This window comes from Phyllobacterium brassicacearum, assembly GCF_003010955.1.
In the GTDB taxonomy this organism is placed as follows: domain Bacteria; phylum Pseudomonadota; class Alphaproteobacteria; order Rhizobiales; family Rhizobiaceae; genus Phyllobacterium; species Phyllobacterium brassicacearum.
Window position 1 is genome coordinate 114,565 of record NZ_PGGO01000007.1, and the last position, 20,208, is coordinate 134,772.

17 protein-coding genes are annotated in these 20,208 nt (G+C 56.5%); 5 read left to right on the forward strand and 12 right to left on the reverse strand.

From position 1 onward, the window contains the following. Positions 1 to 29: 29 nt before the first annotated feature. Genes CU102_RS11100 through CU102_RS11110 form a run of 3 tightly spaced genes read right to left on the reverse strand, consistent with a single transcriptional unit; the run spans position 30 to position 4,888 of the window. Positions 30 to 1,580, reverse strand: coding sequence for a SpoVR family protein (locus CU102_RS11100; protein WP_106711164.1), 1,551 nt, complete (start codon positions 1,578 to 1,580; stop codon positions 30 to 32). Between the two features lie 11 nt (positions 1,581 to 1,591). Next, positions 1,592 to 2,917 (reverse strand): YeaH/YhbH family protein, encoded by a 1,326-nt coding sequence (locus CU102_RS11105; RefSeq protein ID WP_106711165.1) that lies wholly within the window; start codon positions 2,915 to 2,917, stop codon positions 1,592 to 1,594. Positions 2,918 to 2,938: 21 nt separating this feature from the next. Beyond that, positions 2,939 to 4,888 carry a PrkA family serine protein kinase gene (locus CU102_RS11110; protein WP_106711166.1) on the reverse strand — a complete coding sequence of 650 codons (1,950 nt, stop codon included), beginning with the start codon at positions 4,886 to 4,888 and terminating at the stop codon, positions 2,939 to 2,941. 479 nt (positions 4,889 to 5,367) lie between these two features. Here CU102_RS11110 and CU102_RS11115 point away from each other — a divergent pair, with 479 nt between their 5' ends. Beyond that, positions 5,368 to 6,192 (forward strand): DUF2189 domain-containing protein, encoded by an 825-nt coding sequence (locus CU102_RS11115; RefSeq protein WP_106711167.1) that lies wholly within the window; start codon positions 5,368 to 5,370, stop codon positions 6,190 to 6,192. A gap of 63 nt (positions 6,193 to 6,255) precedes the next feature. Here the strand turns inward: CU102_RS11115 and CU102_RS11120 are convergent, their stop codons facing one another. From CU102_RS11120 to CU102_RS11160, 9 genes are all read right to left on the reverse strand, one after another. Further along, the gene (locus tag CU102_RS11120; RefSeq protein WP_106711168.1) at positions 6,256 to 6,612 is read right to left on the reverse strand and encodes a cytochrome C oxidase subunit IV family protein; all 357 of its coding nucleotides are present in this window, start codon (positions 6,610 to 6,612) and stop codon (positions 6,256 to 6,258) included. 10 nt (positions 6,613 to 6,622) lie between these two features. Continuing rightward, positions 6,623 to 7,345, reverse strand: a complete 723-nt coding sequence (locus CU102_RS11125; RefSeq protein ID WP_106711169.1) for a heme-copper oxidase subunit III family protein — start codon at positions 7,343 to 7,345, stop codon at positions 6,623 to 6,625. Positions 7,346 to 7,355: 10 nt separating this feature from the next. Further along, positions 7,356 to 8,060: a cytochrome c oxidase subunit 3 gene (locus CU102_RS11130; RefSeq protein ID WP_106711170.1), complete on the reverse strand. Its 705-nt coding sequence runs from the start codon at positions 8,058 to 8,060 to the stop codon at positions 7,356 to 7,358. Further along, positions 8,057 to 9,835 (reverse strand): cytochrome c oxidase subunit I, encoded by a 1,779-nt coding sequence (gene ctaD, locus CU102_RS11135; protein ID WP_166648385.1) that lies wholly within the window; start codon positions 9,833 to 9,835, stop codon positions 8,057 to 8,059. The genes CU102_RS11130 and ctaD overlap by 4 nt, the downstream gene beginning before the upstream one ends. 149 nt (positions 9,836 to 9,984) lie before the next feature. Next, entirely contained in the window at positions 9,985 to 10,800 is an 816-nt protein-coding gene (coxB, locus tag CU102_RS11140; RefSeq protein ID WP_106711171.1) for a cytochrome c oxidase subunit II, read from the reverse strand. 224 nt (positions 10,801 to 11,024) lie between these two features. Beyond that, positions 11,025 to 11,378 carry a DUF1428 domain-containing protein gene (locus CU102_RS11145; protein ID WP_106711172.1) on the reverse strand — a complete coding sequence of 118 codons (354 nt, stop codon included), beginning with the start codon at positions 11,376 to 11,378 and terminating at the stop codon, positions 11,025 to 11,027. Between the two features lie 98 nt (positions 11,379 to 11,476). After that, entirely contained in the window at positions 11,477 to 13,327 is a 1,851-nt protein-coding gene (locus CU102_RS11150; RefSeq protein WP_106711173.1) for a CHASE2 domain-containing protein, read from the reverse strand. Positions 13,328 to 13,332: 5 nt separating this feature from the next. Further along, positions 13,333 to 13,869 carry a FecR domain-containing protein gene (locus tag CU102_RS11155; RefSeq protein ID WP_106711174.1) on the reverse strand — a complete coding sequence of 179 codons (537 nt, stop codon included), beginning with the start codon at positions 13,867 to 13,869 and terminating at the stop codon, positions 13,333 to 13,335. Between the two features lie 204 nt (positions 13,870 to 14,073). After that, the gene (locus tag CU102_RS11160) at positions 14,074 to 15,015 is read right to left on the reverse strand and encodes a LysR family transcriptional regulator (RefSeq protein WP_106711175.1); all 942 of its coding nucleotides are present in this window, start codon (positions 15,013 to 15,015) and stop codon (positions 14,074 to 14,076) included. Between the two features lie 119 nt (positions 15,016 to 15,134). On the opposite strand from CU102_RS11160, the gene CU102_RS11165 reads away from it, so the two are divergent. From CU102_RS11165 to fba, 4 genes are read left to right on the forward strand one after another with little or no spacing between them, the layout of a single operon-like run. After that, a complete protein-coding gene (locus CU102_RS11165; RefSeq protein WP_106711311.1) occupies positions 15,135 to 16,184 on the forward strand; it encodes a class 1 fructose-bisphosphatase in 1,050 nt (349 codons plus the stop codon). A gap of 15 nt (positions 16,185 to 16,199) precedes the next feature. Then, the gene (locus tag CU102_RS11170; protein ID WP_106711176.1) at positions 16,200 to 17,072 is read left to right on the forward strand and encodes a phosphoribulokinase; all 873 of its coding nucleotides are present in this window, start codon (positions 16,200 to 16,202) and stop codon (positions 17,070 to 17,072) included. A 10-nt stretch (positions 17,073 to 17,082) separates the two neighbouring features. Then, positions 17,083 to 19,107, forward strand: coding sequence for a transketolase (tkt, locus tag CU102_RS11175; protein ID WP_106711312.1), 2,025 nt, complete (start codon positions 17,083 to 17,085; stop codon positions 19,105 to 19,107). Between the two features lie 2 nt (positions 19,108 to 19,109). Next, entirely contained in the window at positions 19,110 to 20,189 is a 1,080-nt protein-coding gene (fba, locus tag CU102_RS11180) for a class II fructose-bisphosphate aldolase (protein ID WP_106711177.1), read from the forward strand. The last annotated feature ends 19 nt before the right edge of the window (positions 20,190 to 20,208 follow it).

Consider the following 20,208-nt stretch of genomic DNA (forward strand, 5'->3'; position numbering starts at 1 on the left):
TCGTTTGCAAGGTGGGAGCGAGTGTCCGCCTATCCCACAAGCTTGTCAGTCGAGGTCTCGTAGAGAATCTTGTCTGAATTTGCCTCGACCCCAACGAGACTCACGTTATAACCCCAAAGACGACGCACATGCCGCAGCGTCGAGTCGCGTGCACTTTCGCTGAGTACGATGCCTTCCCGCACGGTGTGTTGCAGGCGCAATTGCCTGTTACCAAGGAGGTCTACGTCCACAACCTGTATGTTTGGCTGGTTCATGCCGAGATCGTAGTTTCGGGAAAGGGTGCTGCGAACCTTTTCATAGCCGCGTTCATTATGGATCGAGGCGACCTTATAGTGGTTCTCCTTTGCCTCGTCATCCAGTGCAAACAGACGCATTTTCCGGATCAAGGCCGGGCTCAGATATTGTAGAAGGAACGACTCGTCCCGGTGGTTGGCCCAGGCATCCTTGAGCGTGGCGCGCCAATCGCCATTGCCAGCAAATTCAGGAAACCAGTCGCGATCCTCGGAAGTTGGGTGCATGCAGATGCGTTCGATATCCTGCATCATTCCAAAGCCGAGTGCATAGGGGTTGAGACCGGAATATCGTGGATCGTCGAATCCCGGCTGAAAGACAACGTTGGAGTGGCTGTGGAGCATCTCCAGCAAATGCCCTTCGCTAATCCGGTCCTTGTCAAACAACATATTCATGATCGTGTAATGGACGAAAGTGGCACAACCTTCGTTCATCACCTTGGTCTGCCGCTGCGGATAGAAATATTGGGCGACGATGCGGACAATGCGCAGGATTTCGCGTTGCCAAGGTTCAAGGATCAGGCTGTTTTTCTCGAGGAAGTAAAGCAGGTTTTCTTCCGGAAGGTTGAGTGATTTCTTGCGTTCCTGGGCATCAAGTTCATCGACATTCGGATCAGCACTTTGTTTCGGATGCGGCAGGGTTCGCCATAGGTCGCTGAATACGCGATCCTCATATTCCAGCCTTTCGCGAGCGCGCTCCTGCTCCTTCGCCGATGAAATGCGTGGCGGCCGGCGGTAACGGAACACGGCTTGATCCATGAGGGTATGAGCCGCGTCCAGAATGGATTCGACCGCGGCGAGACCGTACCTCTCCTCGCAGCGCGTGACATATCCTTTAGCGAACTCCATATAGTTCAAGATTGCGCTGGCATCCGTCCATTGTCTGAATAGATAATTGTTCTTGAAAAAGTGATTGTGGCCAAAGGCGGCGTGTGCCGTCACCAGTGCCTGGAGCGCCATTGTGTTCTCTTCCATCAGATAGCTGATGCAAGGATTGGAATTGATTACGATCTCGTAGGCCAAGCCGCGTCGCCCCTTGCGATAAAGATAATCCTCATAGACGAAATGTTTGCCGAATGACCAATGCTGATAGATCAGCGGCATGCCGTTTGAGGAATAGGCGTCGAGCATTTGTTCGGATGAAATGATTTCCAGCTGGTTCGGATAGACATCCAATCCAAGGTCATCAATCGCAATTTCCTTGATTGCATCATAGGTGCGGGACAAGGTGTCGAAGGTCCAATCGGAGCCATGAAACAGAAGGTCAGACGATCCCGCGATCTTACTCATCCGTTGTCACCCTAGCTGTTCTTGGCAGCAGCTGACTGCTTGGCGAAAAGCTGACGGAAGACGGGGTAGATATCGCCGGGCTTTGCTATTCGCGTCATTTGGAAATTCCGCCAGTTTTCTCCGACAACACGATAGGAGCGCCAGAGCGAGGTGCCGTTATCGGTTGATCGGAATATAGCACTTTCGCGTTCATCCAGAATCTCGACATAAGCATAATACTGGCAAAGTTTCATCAAATCACGGTTCAAAAGGTTGACACAGTGCTCTGAATCGCCCGCGAGGTTGTCGCCGTCGGACGCTTGCGCGGCATAGATGTTCCAGTCTCGACTGGGATAGCGCTCAAGAATGATGCGCTGCATTTCCTCAAGAGCCGTCGATACGACGGTTCCGCCGCTCTGGGTGCTGCGGAAGAATGTTTCCTCGTCGACCTCATGCGCCTGGTGCGTGTGGCGGATGAAGACGATATCGATGCGATCGTAGCGCCGTTTGAGAAAAAGGTGCAAGAGCACGAAGAAGCGCTTGGCGAGATCCTTTTCGCGCTCACCCATGGAGCCTGAAACATCCATCAGGCAAAACATCACGGCATTCGCGTTCGGCAACGGCATTGGCTCGAAACGGTTGAACCGGATGTCGACCGGGTCAATATAGGCAACGACCTTGCGCCTGCGCTGCAGGATTTCCATCTCCTGTCGTAACTCGGCAAGGCGCTTGAAAGCAGCGGAAGCGGGTTTCGGGTCCTTTGCTTCAAGTTTTGTTATCTCCTCGGCCAGAGCATCCACCTGCGCCTGCTTGGGACGCTGCAGCGCGATGCGGCGGCCAAAGCTGTTGCGCATTGTGCGCCCGACATTGATGTTGGTGGGTGATCCGGCGATGGTGAAGCCGGCGCGCCGTGGTTTAAAGGTGACGGCTTCCTTCAAACTCGACTTGACCATGTCCGGGAGTTCAAGATCTTCAAAGAAGAGATCGAGGACCTCTTCGCGGGACAAAACGAAGCGAAAGTCATCCTCCATGTCACCTTCTGATGCGGCGCCCTTGCCAGCGCCAGTTCCACCACTTTGGCCGGGCTTGGGGAGGCGGTCACCGGAAACGAAATCCCGGTTGCCTGGCAAAACGTGTTCGCGTCGCCCGGTGCTGCGATCGGTCTGGAAGGTTGGCTCGTTGGTGCCATCGATAGGGAAGGGAACGGAGTGGCCGGCGTCGACATCGACAATTTTGCCGGCCTTGATCTGCTCATGGACAGAGCGTTTCAACTCTGCACGCGCACGTCGTAGAAAGCGCTGACGATTGCTTAGGCTTTTGTCCTTGGGATTCAGGCGGCGATCGATGAAGCTCGGCATGCACGCACCTCTCTCCGGCGATTAGCCCGCCTTGTTTACCCGCATGTACCAATCAACCAACCGGCGAACCTGCCTCTCCGTGTAACCGCGTTCCACCATACGCTGGACGAATTCCGTATGTTGCTTTTCGGTAGCCCCATCCTTTTTCGAGCCAAAACTGATGACCGGCAGCAAATCCTCGACTTGGCCGAACATGCGTTTCTCAATGACCTCGCGCAGCTTTTCATAGCTCGTCCATGACGGGTTGCGGCCGTTGTTCTTGGCCTTTGCCCGCAAGGTGAATTTCACCACTTCATTGCGGAAGTCCTTGGGGTTGGCGATGCCAGCAGGTTTTTCGATCTGCGACAGCTCGCTATCGAGTATCCCGCGGTTCAGGATCTGGCCGGTATCTGGATCCTTGTAATCCTGATCTTCAATCCAGGCGTCGGCATAGGCGATGTAACGGTCAAACAGATTTTGACCGTACTCGCTATAGGATTCGAGGTAGGCTTTCTGGATTTCATGGCCTATAAATTCGGCATATCGTGAGGCAAGTTCCGACTTGATGAAGTCGAGGTAGTTCGCTTCCGTCTCCTGGGGGAACTGCTCCCGTTTGACCGACTGCTCGAGTACATACATGAGATGCACCGGGTCGGCGGCCACTTGCTTGGTGTCGTAGTTGAACGTTTCCGACAATACCTTGAAGGCAAAGCGGGTGCTGATGCCGTTCATGCCCTCGTCCACGCCAGCTGCATCTCGATATTCCTGCACCGATTTGGCTTTCGGATCGGACTCCCGGAGATTCTCGCCGTCATAGACTCGCATCTTGGTGTAGAGCGGTGAGTTCTCATGCTCGGCCAGTCGTGTCGACACGGTGAAACGGCTCAGGATTTCCAGCACTTCCGGTGCGCAAGGATTGTTGAGCAATTCGCTTTCACGCAGCAGCTTCTCATAGATCTGCTTTTCTTCTGTTACCCGCAGGCAATAGGGAACCTTGACCACTGACATTCGATCGAGGAAGGCTTCGTTGTTCTTGTTGTTCTTGAATTGCAGCCATTCAGATTCGTTGGAGTGAGCCAGGATGATGCCCTGGAACGGGAATGCGCCGAAGTTCTCGGTGCCGTTGTAGTTACCTTCCTGGGTTGCAGTCAAAAGGGGATGCAGGACCTTGATCGGCGCTTTGAACATTTCGACGAACTCGAGCATGCCCTGCGTCGTCCTGTTCAACCCGCCGCTGAACGAATAGGCGTCTGGGTCTGACTGGCTGAAGTGTTCGAGCTGGCGGATATCCACCTTGCCGACAAGCGAGGAAACGTCCTGGTTGTTCTCATCGCCCGGTTCAGTCTTGGCGATGCCGATTTGCCGCAAGCGGGACGGCGTGAGTTTTACCACGCTGAACTTCGAGATGTCGCCTGCGAATTCGTCAAGTCGTTTGGAGGCCCATGGTGAGATCAAGCCATTGAGACGGCGCCTTGCAATTCCGTATTTGTCTTCCAGAAGCCCGGACATGCGATCGGGATGGAAAAGGCCAAGCGGCGATTCAAAAATCGGGCTTATCTGATTACCGGCCTTCAGTGTGTAGATTGGGCGGTGTTCCATCAATTGCTTGAGCCGCTCGGCCAGGGAGGACTTGCCGCCGCCGACAGGTCCGAGCAGGTAGAGGATCTGCTTGCGCTCTTCCAGACCCTGCGCCGCGTACCGGAAATAGCCGACAATGCGTTCGATCGTGTCTTCCATTCCGTAGAAATCAGCGAACGCCGGGTAAATCTTGATCGTTCGATTGAGGAAGATCCGGCCGAGACGTTCATCTCCACTGGTGTCGATGAGCTTCGGCTCGCCGATGGCGTCAACCATTCGCTCCGACGCAGTAGCAAACATGCGGGGATCATTTCGGCAAGCGAGCAGATATTCCTGCAGGCTCATCTCTTCCTGCTTCTCGCTGCTGTAGATTTCAGAGAAGAGACTAAAAACGTCAGACGCTTGCGTAGTCATGTTCAACCTCCAGCCGCATGCAAACTCACACAGGAATTTGAGCTGAAGGGGCCGCCCCTCCGCTCAGAGGATCGCATGCCGATTACCTACCAGTGTCGGGTGAGTCGCTGCACTGCGCAAGACACTGATTGCAGTAATATTGTGTAGTTGCAATCAAGACACGCAGATGTGTCCTTTATTAGATGACGATCACCCTTTCTCGTCATGTCCCTCGTAAAGTTATGTAGGAAGTCAAACTACTAAAGGGTATGGGTTGCGAAAAAAAAATTGCACGCAAATCAAGATACGACACTGGCGCTTCGGCTATATGGCCGTTGTGGAGCGGCACTCCCCGGGATCGGCAATCATCAAGTTGCTCTCTGGCAAACTGCTGACAATCAGGTTATGTTTTGAGTTGTGCAGGTTTAGGTCCCATGGTCCGCCCTTTGCACGGCGCCACGGTGCCTTTCCCGCTCCGAACGAGATTGGGAGAATTGTTCATGGCACAATTTCATGTGATCGCTGGTGCAAGTGAAACAAACGTCTATCCTGAGGTACGGCGAATAAGTGTGGCAGATGTTTTCGCTGCGCTTCGCGAAGGCCTCGACGACTTTTGGGATAAGCCCTCACATTACGTTTTTCTCTGCCTGATATATCCGATTGCTGGATTGGTTCTCGCGCGCTGGACGTCGGGCGCCAATTTATTGCCGCTGCTCTTTCCATTGATGTCCGGTTTTGCCCTGGTCGGGCCATTTGCGGCTTTGGGCCTCTATGAGATCAGCCGAAGGCGCGAGCTCAATCTCGATACGTCATGGCGTCACGCCCTGGAAGTCAGGCACTCGCCCGCGATACCTTCCATTGTGGCCGTAGGCATCATGCTTCTGGTGCTTTTCGTTGCGTGGATCCTGACAGCTCAGAGCCTGTATACGAGTCTTTTTGGCGCTGAAGCGCCTGCATCCATCGGTGCCTTCCTGAACCAGGTGTTTACCACACCTGAGGGCCAGCGAATGATCATTCTCGGCAACGCTATCGGCTTTGTCTTTGCCGTCGTCGTTCTGTGCACAACCGTCATCGCATTTCCGCTTCTGCTCGACCGCGACGTCGGTGCACTGTCGGCGGTGGTCACCTCAGTAAAAGCTGTACTGACCAATCCCGTCGAGATGGCGCTTTGGGGGCTGATCGTTGCGGCACTCCTTCTGGTTGGCTTCCTCACTCTGTTCGTCGGGCTTGCCATCTTCATACCCGTACTCGGACACGCGACATGGCACCTTTACCGGAAGGTCGTCGTACCGCTGCCGCGCGAGGTTACCAGCGCGGGTAGGTAGCTCATACAATTTGATAGGGACTGAAAAAAACGGCGCGGCTATAAGAGCCGCGCCGAACTTGTGTCAAGGCGCAGCGCCGAAAGCGGTCAACCGGGTGAGGAGCGTGTAATTGGCCTCTGATACCATCATCGCGACGAAGACCAGCACCAATATTGGCGGAAGCAGAATGGCATAGGTCAAAGCCAGCCGCTCCCATGCCATGTGCATGAAAATCGCGACAATCAGCCCCGCCTTCAAGACCATGAAGATCAGGATCAGCGACCATCTGAGGTAACCCTGCACGTGGAGGTAGTCGACGAGGTATGAGAAGAAGCTGAGAACGAACAACAGTCCCCACACAGCCAGATAAAGCTTGATCGGATGTTGCTGATGCTCCGCTTGGGCAGTTGGTTGTGCGCTATGTGCTGCGGTCTGTGCCATGTGACTTACCTCACCATAGATAGAAGAAGGCAAAGATGAATACCCAGACCAGATCGACGAAATGCCAATAGAGACCCGTGATTTCGACGATCTCGTAGTTACCTTTCCTCGATGTGAAAAAGCCGCGCTTCTCCGTGTCGAAATCTCCGCGCCAGACCTTGCGCGCGATGATGATGAGGAAGATGACGCCGATCGTGACGTGGGTTCCGTGAAATCCCGTGATCATGAAAAAAGTTGAACCGAATTGTGCCGCGCCGAATGGATTCTCCCAAGGCCGGACGCCTTCCATAATCAGTTTGGTCCATTCGAAAGCCTGCATGCCGACAAATGTCGCGCCAAAGAGAGCTGTCAAAAGCATCAGTATAGCTGTCTTGCGGCGATCGCGCCGGTAACCATAGTTGACCGCCATTGCCATTGTTCCGCTGCTGCTGATGAGCACGAAGGTCATGATGGCAATAAGGATCAGGGGGACGTCCTGGCCGCCAATATGCAGGGCGAAGACTTCACTGGGATTGGGCCAGGGGACAGTGGTGGACATCCGGGCCGTCATATAGGCAAGCAGAAAGCATCCAAAGACAAAGGTGTCGCTGAGTAGGAAGATCCACATCATGGCCTTGCCCCAGGACACGTTCTTGAACGTCCGTTGGTCCGAGGCCCAATCGGACGCAAAGCCACTTAGTCCGGACGGGCGGGGGAGGGATGTGCTCGGAGTTGTTTTCGCGGATTCATGCATCTCAAATCCCCTATGTCAGCAATTGCCGGCAGATATCGACGAAATCATTTGCCCACCCCGCAAACAGGGCAAACAGGACCAACCAGACCAGCAGCATGAAATGCCAGTACATGGCACAAAGCTCGACGCTCAGGAGCACCTTGCCCGGCTGTTCAGCATGCCACGCCTTGAACGTGGTGCGGCCGAGTGCGACGAGCCCACCGAGAATATGCAAGCCGTGCATGCCGGTGATGAGATAGAAGAAACTGTTAGCAGGATTGTCGGCGAGTACATATCCGGCGGAGACCAGTTCGCGCCATACGAACAACTGCCCGACGAGAAAGCCGATGGCAGTCGCCAGGCCGATCAAAAGCCCGGTCCTCATAGCCTCGATATGGTGCTTCTCTGCTTCAATTTTCGCCCATTGCAAGGCGACGCTGCTTAGCGCGAGCACGATCGTGTTGACCCAAAGCAGTCCCGGAACGGGAATTGCCCACCAATCCTGAAGGCCCATGCGCATGAAGTACGCGCTGATGAACAGCGTGAAGAGGGCCCCGACAACTGCCAGAAAGACGCCAAGACCGATCTTCGCCGTGGGAATGGAAGACACGTCATAACGCGGAGTGTCTCCGACGCTCCCTGCTTCGAGCCACGGCCGCGACGTCAGGCGTTGCTGTGCCATCCACCATGTGATGATCGCGGCGATCCCGGCCAGGAAGATCAGGATGACGCTCATGAGGCATTTTCCATGGAAAGCCGGTTGGAGTTCGGCTGGTTCTGCGGGATGAAATCCTCCGGCGCACCTGGAACGCTGTAATCATAGGCCCAACGATAGACGACAGGAAGCTCCTTGCCCCAATTGCCATGGGGAGGCGGCGTTGTAGGCGTCTGCCACTCAAGCGTGGTTGCCCGCCATGGATTGCCGCCGGCCTCCTTGCCGTTGCGAAGGCTCCAGATCAAATTGAACAGGAACAGCATCTGGGCTGCGCCGACGGTCAATGCCATCAAGGTGATGAAGACATTGAGATCATGAGCAGATGGCGGATTGACGGCTGACTCGCCGAGTTCGTAGTAGCGGCGGGGTGCCCCCAGGAGGCCGAGATAATGCATGGGGAAGAAGATCAGATAGGCACCGAGGAACGTCACCCAGAAGTGGATACGTCCCATGATTTCGTTCAGCATCCGCCCGGTAATCTTGGGATACCAATGATAGATCGCCCCGAATATCACCATGATCGGCGCGACGCCCATGACCATGTGGAAATGCGCGACGACAAACATGGTATCGGAAAGTGGAACGTCAACGACCACATTGCCGAGGAAAAGCCCTGTCAGTCCGCCGTTGACGAAGGTGACAATAAAACCAAGGGCAAACAGCATCGGCAAGGTCAGGTGAATATCGCCGCGCCATAATGTAAGCACCCAGTTATAGACCTTGATCGCGGTTGGGACGGCGATGATGAGCGTCGTGGTTGCGAAGAAGAATCCGAAGTTCGGATTCATGCCGCTGACATACATGTGGTGCGCCCAGACGATGAAGCTCAGAGCGCCGATAATGACGATTGCCCAGACCATCATGCGATATCCGAAGATATTCTTGCGGGCGTGGGTGCTGATAAGGTCGGATACGATGCCGAAGGCTGGCAGGGCCACAATGTACACTTCGGGATGGCCGAAGAACCAGAAAAGATGCTGGAAGAGAATTGGGCTGCCACCACCATGTTGCAGCTGTTCGCCCATTTCGACAATGGCGGGCATGAAGAAACTGGTGCCAAGCAACCGGTCGAACAACATCATGACCGAGGCAACGAAGAGGGCAGGGAAGGCGAGCAGCGCCATGACCGTGGCGGTGAAGATCCCCCAAATAGTCAAGGGCATCCGCATCAGGGTCATGCCCCGTGCGCGGCCCTGCAACACGGTGACCACGTAGTTCAAACCGCCCATGGTAAATCCGATGATGAACAGGATGAGCGAAGTCAGCATCAGGATGATGCCCCAATCCTGGCCGCCGGGAGTGCCGGAAAGCACCGCTTGTGGCGGGTAAAGTGTCCAGCCAGCGCCTGTTGGACCGCCGGGAACGAAGAACCCTGCTACCAGAACAAGCACCGCGAGCAGATAGAGCCAATAACTCAGCATGTTCGCATAAGGAAACACCATGTCCCGCGCACCCAGCATCAACGGGATCAGGTAATTGCCGAAACCACCCAGAAACAGAGCGGTGAGGAGGTAGATCACCATGATCATGCCGTGCATGGTGATGAACTGATAATACCGCTCAGCGTCGATGAAGGTAAAATAGCCAGGGAAACCCAGTTGCAATCGCATGAGCCATGACAGGACGAGGGCAACCAGGCCGATCGCCAGGGCCGTCATGGAATACTGAATGGCAATGACCTTGGCGTCCTGGCTGAAGACGTAAGTCGTCCACCAGCTATGTGGATGGTAAAGCTCGACATCCTCGACTTCCGCGGCGGGGACGGTGTCGTCAATGCTGGATGGAATATTGACCATCATGGCCCTCCCTGTTGTCTCGAACGTCCTCTCCCGAAGGACGGTGTCACAGAGCAATTCCATTTTAACGGAGCAATGGAAATTGCTCTAACTCTTTGTTTGTCGCAATTCCGGACGGAAAACCGGTTCCCACTTTTCCTGGAATTGCTTTAGTTCACGGTCATCGACTCTCCCGATGCCATCATTTGCGAGAATGTCTGCTGCTGCTGCAGCCATGTCTGGTAATCTTCCGCCGTGTCGACAACGACGGTCCCGCGCATTTGCGGATGCCCGACGCCGCACAATTCGGCGCAAAGGATTTCAAAGGTTCCCGTCTTGGTCGGTGTAAACCAGAAATAGGTGACCATACCTGGAACCATGTCCATCTTGGCCCTGAATTCGGGTACATAGAAATCGTGCAGGACATCGACTGAGCGAAGCAGCATCTTCACCGGTTTATCGACGGGAATATGCAATTCGGCGCCCGCTATGACGATATCATCGAGCCCGGCCGCATCGTTCTTGTTGATGCCTAATGGATTCTCGGCAGTGACGTCGCGGGTTTCCGATGTTCCCAACTGGCCGTTCGCGCCCGGAAGACGAAAGTTCCACAACCATTGCTGGCCCACGACCTCTACTTCGGTGGCCTCTTTGGGGACTGTCACGAACTGGTTCCACACGAACAGGCCCGGCGCCAGCATGGCAACGACGCCAATGGTGGTCACTGTGGCAAGCCAGAACTCCAGCTTTTTGTTCTCAGGCTCATAATGTGCCTGATTTCCCGGCTTGTGCCGGAAACGGAAAACGCAATAGGCAACAAAAAGCACGACCGCAGTGAAAACGAAGCCAGTGATCCAGAATGTAATGATGATTGTATTGTCGATGTAGTGCCAGTTTGACGCAATTGGCGTCCACCACCACGGACTCAAAAGATGAAACAGAACTGACGCAACCGCTACAAGAACCAGAATAAGTACGACAGCCATTTCTTGTCCCCTCCCTGCCTTATTTGGCTGTGGACATGAACTCGCAATCTCTCGAAATGTCAGCGTAGCATTTCATGAAAGAGAAATACAGGCAGTCAGATCAGTGGCGACGAAGAAGATCTGGATATCAACATATACGCACACACATTCTACTTCAGCATTGCCGTCATCAACGGCAATGCTGACAAGATAAGTTGCTCTTGGGGCCGTTATGCGCCGTGTCGCTATAGTTGCACGAACGCCTCGAACCCTCCGTAGATCATTCGCTTGCCGTCGAAAGGCATGTTCGACTCGTCTCCCTTCAGCCGCGGGTCTTGCATGACTTTAGCATCGATCGCGTCGCGTTCTTCGCGCGATCGATAGACGATCCAGGCAAAGATTACGATCTCGTCGTCCTTGGCCTGAACCGCACGCGGGAAAGAGGTAAGTTCACCGTAGGGGACATCGTCAGCCGTGCATTCGACATAGGCGAGCGCACCAAGGTCTTTCCAGACTTCCCCCGCCCTTCGAGCCAGCGCTTTGTAGTCGTCAATTCTGTCCTTTGGAACTGCGAGTAGGAAACCGTCGACGTAGGACATGCATGCCTCCTTTTGTTTGGAACAATCAAAGGAACGTTCGCGCGATGGGCAATGCTACAACATACTCAGATTTTTTGTTCCGGCACGCTAGCTCATGGTCAGGCTTGCCACGGCCAGACGGCAACTGAGCCGGTCCGTCCCCTTATCTGCGTTTCCAGCGGCCCAATGAGTTTTCCAGATTTGTAGGGCGCGCTGAGCTCTCCCGCCATGCGCAATATTTCGGTGCTTAATGCGAGTTCCGCTCCATGCCTTGCAGCAACTTCCATCAACCGGCTGGCCACATTGACGGTGTCGCCGGTCGCGGTGATCTGCTGGCGGCTGCCGCCTAGCCTGGAGGCGATGACTGTTCCGAAATGCGCCCCCATCTTGAAGCCGATCCGCGACGTTGCGGATGCCGGCAATGAAGCGAGCCATTCCCTTGTGCTGTGGCAAAGCCTGACACTACAGGTCGCAGCATTGAGGGCATCATCAGCATCAGGTTCCGGCAGACCGAACAGGATCATCGCTCCGTCGCCCATGAAACTTGTGATTGTTCCACCTGAGACGGCCACCTCCTCGTCCACCATCTTGTAGAATCCGTTCAGCAATTCGCGGGTCGCGTTCGGTCCTAATGTTTCACTCAGTCCGGTAAATCCCGAGAGATCGATAAAGAGTACGGCGGCGTCCTGGCGAACCGGTTCTGCCAGAAATCCAGGATTCCGGGCAAGCCAGTTTCCAAGGCCGGGCGCCTGAACTTGCTGCAGAAGCTGGCTTTGCCTGGCGAAATGCTGAGCCCGTCGCTTCCCGAGCCAAAGCTGGACCGCTCCAAAGATTATGGCCGGCGGGATGGCGGCTGTCATGGGGACGGCTGCGCTGAGCCAGATGCCGTTAGTGAATGCAGCGACGTTGATCGCCAGCCACGCCAGAATTGCACAGACGATCATAATGAGCCCGATGACATTGCGCCTCCAGGCCAGCAGGGCAACGAGCGCCACCGGGAGCCCCACAGCAAAGCCCGCATCAATCAGGCGGATATTGGCGTCACGGACAATTCCGTCCCCATTCAACAAGTGCGATACAGCGGTCGCAATAACTTCGACTCCAGGCAAGACCGGATCGAATGATGTAGGGAAGACGTCCCCGCCACCGGTAACAGTTGTGCCGATAATGACGACGCGATTTTCGATGCTTTCGCGGGTGACTTTCCCATTGAGGAGATCGGCGGCGCTGAATGTGCGTATTGTGCCGCGGGGGCCATAGAATGTCAGAGGCAGGGACTGGCCATTATCTGTCCGGATCACATCTTCGCCAAGCAGAATACGGCCGGGTTCGAAAGCGGGCTCGATGCCCTGCGCAACAGAGACCACCCGCAGCGGAAATGACGCCTCGATACGGTCCTCGCTTTTGAACAGCATCGGAACAAGCCGGGGGGTTCCATTCCGGTCGGTAGCGACATTCACCACACCAGTAGCTGCAACATCGGAAAACGGTTTAAGCGGCAGCAGGAATTGTTTGGCGCTCGGCACGCCCGCCAGGGCATCATCGCGGTTTGTCTCTATGCGCTGTCGTCCTTCGGGAAAGACAGCGGCTGCTGCGAGTATGCTCGTGCTCCGCCCAAGCGCCTCCGCCAGGGCTTGGTCCCCCTCTGCCGTCCCAGGGTCCAAAAGAAGTATGTCCACGCCGATGGCTTTCGGGTGCAGCCCGGCGATTGCGTCGATGATCCGGGCAAGCTCAGCTCGGGCGAGCGGATAGGTTGCTGCCTGGCGAACCACCTCGTCGTCGATAGCGACGATCGTCACTGTCTCGGGCGCGGGCTTTTGTCCGCGAATGACAGTGCGAAGATCGGTCATTGTGGCCTCGACACGGTCGAGAAACCACGTCTCGCCCCGCATATGTGCGATGCCGACACCAGCACCCCAGAGCGCCGCCAGAATCAAAGCGATCATAGTCTGGAACGCTCGTCTGCTCATGTGACTCACTGGCCGAAGCGGGCCATCAAAGCTGAAACACGTGCCCTGGGCCAGCGCTTGACGGTGAGGGCGCCGCTTCCTTGATCGACATCGACACCTTCGCCGGGACCAAGGAGTACACCGGGGCCAGCGACAGGGCGCCGCACCGCGACCTGTCCCCTGACCACAAATACGGAGGTCTTGCCTGCCGTAACATCAACCGCCCATTTTGTGCCGCGGACCGCCGCAATCGCCTGGGGCGTGCTGACCTGGAAGCCGGTACCCGCCGAACCCGTCGCAAAATCCAGCAGCATTGCCTTGCTCTGAAGACGAGCCGCATCTGCCTTGCCGTCCCGATTACGATCAACCAGCGTGTACCTGGCACCGGCTTCCGCAATGATTGTCAGCCCGCCCTGGCATCGCAGCAACTGCCTGGAAGTGCCCCCTACGGGTTGCAACGCGCACCCCGAGGCGTTCGATTGGGCTAGTGCGCTGCTCGCGCAGAGCGCAAATACGAAGAGCGCAGGCACGATGCCACGCAAAATTCTCGCTATCAATACCATGGAGGATCTCCCTGCTCGTGCATCGTCCGCGAGCTGCTCGTCGGTTCAGCATAGCCAATTTGACGCGCTTCGTCCGCAGTTTTGGGGCCGGAGCGAGTTTGGTCATTCCAGCGCACGGATGTCCTGACCGCAATATCCCTACTTGAACTAATCATTGAAGGTGACGACTCCGGAGGAAAGGGCCGCGCTCTTGTGGCTACGGGGTCACCGATGGGCGGTGTCCGGATAAAGTTTTTCGAAAAATGGCAGGCACTGCGCGCCCTTGCGGCTGAGAAAATCCTGGAAGGCGCGCATCGCCGGCGACAGGACCCGGTCCGTACGGACCACGGAAAACCATTGTCTGCGAATGGGCATACCTATCACATCGAGCATCACCAGCTTGCGGACTTCAAGCTCCAGCGCAATTGTATGAGCGGAAATGAACGCGATGCCAAGCCCGGCCATGACAGCCTGCTTGATGGTCTCGTTCGATGACATCTCCGTCCCGAGATCATCAAGCCGTCCTGGCAATTCGCTCAAGAAGATCTCCAGCGATATACGTGTTCCAGATCCCGGCTCACGGACGAGAAAGTGCTCCTGGGCAATGCGCTCCTTTGTGATGTCGCGCGACTTGGCAAGGGGGTGGTCGGGCGCCGCGATCACGACGAGCGGGTGATCGCCAAAGACTGACGAGCGAAGCGGAATGTCCTTTGGCGGACGGCCCATCAGCGCGATATCGACCTCGTGGTTCTTCAAACTCGCAATCGTTTCTGCCCGGTTGCCGATCGCGAGTTTGATGGCGATGTCCGGATGTTCCTTTTTGAATGTCGCCATCAACTGCGGCGCAAAATATTTGGCTGTCGAGACGACGCCAAGTGTGAGGCTGCCGACCCGCACGCCCTTGATAGCGTCGATTTCGTCGTCGAGCAGCCGCAGCCGCTCCTCGATCATTTGCGCCGCATCAAGAAATGCAAGACCGGCGATGGTCGGGCGCAGCCCTTCGTTGGTGCGGTCGAACAGGATGATGTTCGCGTCTTCTTCTATGAGCTTGAGCTGGATCGTGACCGCTGGCGGAGTCAGGCCAAGTGCATTCGCCGCCGCGGCGATTGTGCCGTGCTTCATAATAGCCTGTATGGCCCTAAGTTGTTTCAGACTGAGATTGCGCATACGGACACTTAATATAATTTAGCAAGTACGTAAATATAATAAATTTTACTTATCAAGGTGGAGCTGTTTCCATGCTTCCGAAGTCTGACGCTCAAGACGATCAGGCACGGGAGGAAGACATGACAACGGCGACACTAGACGCCTTTCTGGGATCCTATGCTGAGAACGGAGATGCGCTTCGGGCCGCAGTATCATCCGTCGTGCGCCACCTCTCGCTGACATCGGTCAAGATCCGCAACACGATCAATCAAGGTGCACTGGGGAAGGCTTTTGCCAGCCAGCACGGCGGCAAAAATGCTGATGGCGACGCCCAGAAGGATCTTGATGTCTTTGCCGACGACATGTTCCTCGAAGCCATGCGTCAGGCGCCAGTTGCGCTTTACGGGTCCGAAGAGCTGGAGCATCCGGCCTTGCTTGACGCGAGTGCACCGCTGGCGCTGGCGATCGATCCGCTGGACGGTTCTTCGAACATCGACACCAATGTCTCCATTGGGACTATCTTCTCCATCCTCCCGGTGGTTGGCCTACCGGACAGCGAGCCTGGTGCTTCGTTCTTTCAAAAGGGGCAACACCAGCTCGCTGCCGGCTTTTTTATATACGGACCGCAACTGGCGCTGGTCCTGACGCTCGGCAGCGGCACGCATGTCTTCGTGTTCTCGTCCCGGCTCGGCACATTCGTGCAAGCCTATGAGAGCATCATCATTGCCGACCGGGCGCATGAGTTCGCCGTCAACGCAGCGAACTACCGCCATTGGGATGAGGCCGTGCGTCTCTATGTCGATGACTGCCTCAAGGGTACAGAGGGGCCTCGCGATCGTGACTTCAACATGCGTTGGATCGCGTCTCTGGTCGCGGAAGCCTATCGCATTCTCGTCCGCGGCGGTGTGTTTCTCTATCCAGGTGACCGGCGAAAGGGTTATGGCGAAGGGCGGATCCGCCTGGTCTACGAGGCCAATCCCATCGCGTTCATCATCGAACAGGCGGGCGGTGCCGCGACGGATACGGTCAACCGCATTCTCGATCTCACCCCCAAGAGCATGCATCAGCGGGTGCCGCTGACTTTCGGCTCGGCGCGGGAAGTGGCACGGATCGGAAGATACCACACTGAACCCAGCAACATTGGCGAGCGCGCGCCGCTCTTCAGCAATCGCGGCCTGTTCAGGGCTTGAGGATAGGAGGAAATCATGTCGGCAAAGCACCCCATCATTTCCATCACCGGTTCGTCCGGCGCAGGTACCACCTCGGTCAAGCGCATATTCGAGCTGATTTTCCGCCGTGAGGAGATCGAGGCGGCCTTCATCGAAGGCGACGCCTTTCACAAATATGACCGCAACGCCATGAAGGAGAAGGTTGCCGAGGAGGAGCAGAAGGGAAACCCGAACTTCACTCATTTCCATGTCGATGCCAACGAATTGCAGAAGCTGGAGGAGGTGTTTGAACAATATGGCCGGCGGGGTACGGGGCAGACCCGCACCTATATCCATGACGACGAGGAGGCAAGGCTATACGAGGCGCCGGCAGGCACCTTCACGCCATGGCGCGACTTTCCGGCTAGCGACCTGCTCTTCTACGAAGGACTCCATGGCTGTGCGGTCACAGACGATGTCAGCCTCGCGCGTCATGCCGATCTGAAGATCGGCGTGGTGCCGGTGATCAATCTCGAATGGATTCAGAAGATTCATCGCGACCGCGCGACCCGCGGCTATTCGACCGAAGCGGTGATGGACGTGATCCTGCGCCGTATGCCGGACTATGTCCGCTATATCACGCCGCAGTTCACGCTGACCGATATCAACTTTCAACGTGTGCCGATCGTCGATACCTCGAACCCCTTCATCGCTCGCTGGATACCGACGCCCGATGAGTCGATGCTGGTGATCCGTTTTGCCCGGCCGCGTGGCATCGATTTCCCCTATCTGCTCTCGATGATCCACGACTCCTTCATGTCGCGGGCCAACTCGATTGTTGTGCCCGGCAACAAGCTTGACCTCGCCATGCAACTGATCCTGACGCCGCTGATCATGCAGTTGATGGAACGCAAAAACCGAGCCTCGTGAGGAGAAGATGATGAATACGCAAGCTTTCCTTCAAGAGAACCCCGAGATTGAAACTGTTTCTGAGCGCCACATGGCCAATGCAATCCGGGCGCTCGCCATGGACAGCGTCCAGAAGGCGAATTCCGGCCATCCGGGAATGCCGATGGGCATGGCGGATGTCGCGACAGTGCTCTTCAACCGCTTTATAAAGCTCGACCCGCTCCACCCACAATGGCCGGATCGGGACCGTTTCATTCTCTCCGCTGGACACGGTTCGATGCTGCAATATGCACTGCATTACCTGATCGGCTATCCCGATATGCCTATCGAGGAGTTACAACGGTTCCGCCAGCTTGGCGCCAAGACAGCTGGCCACCCGGAATATGGTCACGCGCAGGGGATCGAGACCACGACCGGACCTCTGGGCCAAGGCATCGCAACGGCCGTTGGCATGGCTTTAGCTGAGCGCCTGCTCAGCGACCGTTTCGGCTCGGAAACCGTCGATCACTACACCTATGTGATTGCCGGTGACGGTTGCCTGCAAGAGGGCATCAGCCATGAAGCGATCGATCTCGCCGGCCATTTGAAATTGTCGAAGCTGATCGTATTTTGGGACAACAACTCGATCTCGATTGACGGGCCAACCTCGCTTTCGACCTCCATGGACCAGTTGGCCCGTTTCGAGGCTGCCGGCTTCGACGTGCAAGCGATCGACGGTCATGACTACGAAGCGATCGCAGAGGCAATCACGCGTGCGCAATCGTCGGATCTGCCCTCGCTGATCGCTTGCCGTACGATTATCGGTAAGGGTGCACCCAATCTGCAGGGAACCGAAAAGACCCATGGTGCCCCGCTGGGTGACGCGGAAATTGCCGCAGCCCGCCTTGCGATTGATTGGCCGCATCGGCCGTTTGAGGTTCCAGAAGCCATCGTTGAAACATGGCGCAATGTTGCCCGCCGCGGAGCGGACGAACGCCGCGAATGGTGTGTGCGGGTAGCCGCCACATCGCGTTGTGACGAATTCAAGCAGGCGATCCAGAAGCAACTGCCGGATGCCCTTTATGATGAGCTCAGTGCGTTCCGCCGCGAACATGTCGAGAAGGCAACCAAGGTAGCGACGCGCAAGGCATCTGAAATGGTCCTCGGTGTCATCAACAATGCGACCGATATGACGATCGGCGGTTCGGCGGACCTGACCCATTCCAACCTGACCGTCACGGCAGACATGCGAGATGTTTCTCCGGAGAGTTTCTCCGGCCGCTATATCCACTACGGTATCCGTGAGCACGCGATGGCGGCTGCCATGAATGGCATTGCGCTGCATGGAGGCTTTGTCCCCTATGGCGGCACATTCCTGGTTTTTGCCGATTATGCACGCGGGGCGATGCGGCTGTCGGCTCTGATGGGCCAGCAGGTCATCTATGTCATGACGCATGACTCGATAGGCCTTGGCGAAGATGGCCCGACGCATCAGCCGGTCGAGCATCTGGCGATGTTGCGCGCGACCCCCGGCATCAATGTGTTCCGGCCGGCCGATATCATCGAGACAGCGGAATGCTGGGAGCTCGCACTGAAGTATCGTGACCGGCCAAGTGTTCTCGTGCTCTCACGCCAGAACCTTCCAATGCTGCGGCATGCTCACAGTGATGACAACCGGTCGAGCCGCGGGGCCTATGTGCTGCGCGAGACTGCCGAACCGCGCGCCGTAACGCTCCTCGCGACCGGGTCGGAAGTGGAGATAGCCTGTACTGCCGCCGATATCCTTCGGGGCCAGTACAAGATCGCTGCCGCAGTTGTCTCGATGCCGTCCTGGGAGCTTTTCGAGGCGCAGACCCCGGCCTATCGCCGCTCAGTCCTCGCCGCGGCACCGCGCATTGGCATCGAAGCCGCAGCACGGTTGGGCTGGGACCGCTGGATCGGCGAGAAGGGCGCTTTCATCGGCATGCAGGGATTTGGCGCCAGTGCTCCGGCTCCGGATCTCTATCGCCACTTCGGCATCACACCGGAGAACATCGTCGCCACCGCGCGCAAGCTCATCAACGACAAGGAACATTGATCATGGCCAGAATTACCTTGCGACAATTACTCGATCATGCTGCCGAACATGGCTACGGCGTGCCCGCCTTCAACATCAACAATATGGAGCAGGGGCTCGCCGTGATGGAGGCCGCTGCCACTTGCGATGCGCCCGTCATTCTGCAGGCGTCGCGGGGCGCACGCTCCTACGCCAAGGATCTGATGCTTGCGCGGATGATCGATGCCCTGGTCGATATCTATCCTTCGATCCCTGTCTGCATGCATCAGGATCATGGCAACGACGAAGCGACCTGCATGACCGCAGTCCGGCACGGCTTTACGTCGGTGATGATGGATGGCTCGCTCGAAGCGGATGCGGCAACGCCTGCCTCCTATGACTACAATGTCGAGATCACCAGGCGTGTGACAACGATCGCCCATTGGGTTGGCGTTTCGGTTGAAGGCGAGCTGGGTGTGCTTGGCTCGCTCGAAAGCGGCGAAGCGGAAGCCGAGGATGGCCACGGGGCGAGCGGCACACTGAGCCATGACCAGTTGCTGACCGATCCGGATCAGGCGGTGGACTTCGTCATGCGCACGAGGGTCGATGCGCTCGCCATCGCCTGTGGAACCTCGCACGGCGCTTACAAGTTCACCCGCGCTCCCGACGGCGACATTCTGGCGATGGGGGTGATCGAAGAGATCCACCGCAAGCTGCCGAATACGCACCTGGTCATGCATGGTTCTTCGTCAGTGCCGCAGGCCTTGCAGGATGTGATCAACCGGTTTGGCGGAGAGATGCCGCAAACCTATGGTGTGCCGGTCGAAGAGATCGAGCGCGGCATTCGTCACGGCGTTCGCAAGGTCAATATCGATACGGACTGCCGCATGGCGATGACCGGGCAGTTTCGCAGGATCGCCACGGAGAATCCGGCGGAATTCGATCCGCGCAAATTCCTGAAACCCGCCATGGATGCCATGCGCGATCTTTGCCGCGATCGTTTCGAACGGTTCGGCACGGCCGGTAACGCTTCGAAGATCAGGGTCATAGGACTCGATGAAATGGCCAAGCGCTACGCCGCCGGCAAACTCGACCCGCAGATCGCCGCAGCCAAGGCTGCCTGAGACTGAAATTAAAAGGAAA

Bases quoted from the DNA above. Each gene is read 5' to 3' on its own strand.
- CU102_RS11100 (WP_106711164.1), bottom strand. From the start codon at position 1,580: ATGAGTAAGATCGCGGGATCGTCTGACCTTCTGTTTCATGGCTCCGAT.
- CU102_RS11105 (WP_106711165.1), bottom strand. From the start codon at position 2,917: ATGCCGAGCTTCATCGATCGCCGCCTGAATCCCAAGGACAAAAGCCTA.
- CU102_RS11110 (WP_106711166.1), bottom strand. From the start codon at position 4,888: ATGACTACGCAAGCGTCTGACGTTTTTAGTCTCTTCTCTGAAATCTAC.
- CU102_RS11115 (WP_106711167.1), top strand. From the start codon at position 5,368: ATGGCACAATTTCATGTGATCGCTGGTGCAAGTGAAACAAACGTCTAT.
- CU102_RS11120 (WP_106711168.1), bottom strand. From the start codon at position 6,612: ATGGCACAGACCGCAGCACATAGCGCACAACCAACTGCCCAAGCGGAG.
- CU102_RS11125 (WP_106711169.1), bottom strand. From the start codon at position 7,345: ATGCATGAATCCGCGAAAACAACTCCGAGCACATCCCTCCCCCGCCCG.
- CU102_RS11130 (WP_106711170.1), bottom strand. From the start codon at position 8,060: ATGAGCGTCATCCTGATCTTCCTGGCCGGGATCGCCGCGATCATCACA.
- ctaD (WP_166648385.1), bottom strand. From the start codon at position 9,835: ATGGTCAATATTCCATCCAGCATTGACGACACCGTCCCCGCCGCGGAA.
- coxB (WP_106711171.1), bottom strand. From the start codon at position 10,800: ATGGCTGTCGTACTTATTCTGGTTCTTGTAGCGGTTGCGTCAGTTCTG.
- CU102_RS11145 (WP_106711172.1), bottom strand. From the start codon at position 11,378: ATGTCCTACGTCGACGGTTTCCTACTCGCAGTTCCAAAGGACAGAATT.
- CU102_RS11150 (WP_106711173.1), bottom strand. From the start codon at position 13,327: ATGAGCAGACGAGCGTTCCAGACTATGATCGCTTTGATTCTGGCGGCG.
- CU102_RS11155 (WP_106711174.1), bottom strand. From the start codon at position 13,869: ATGGTATTGATAGCGAGAATTTTGCGTGGCATCGTGCCTGCGCTCTTC.
- CU102_RS11160 (WP_106711175.1), bottom strand. From the start codon at position 15,015: ATGCGCAATCTCAGTCTGAAACAACTTAGGGCCATACAGGCTATTATG.
- CU102_RS11165 (WP_106711311.1), top strand. From the start codon at position 15,135: ATGACAACGGCGACACTAGACGCCTTTCTGGGATCCTATGCTGAGAAC.
- CU102_RS11170 (WP_106711176.1), top strand. From the start codon at position 16,200: ATGTCGGCAAAGCACCCCATCATTTCCATCACCGGTTCGTCCGGCGCA.
- tkt (WP_106711312.1), top strand. From the start codon at position 17,083: ATGAATACGCAAGCTTTCCTTCAAGAGAACCCCGAGATTGAAACTGTT.
- fba (WP_106711177.1), top strand. From the start codon at position 19,110: ATGGCCAGAATTACCTTGCGACAATTACTCGATCATGCTGCCGAACAT.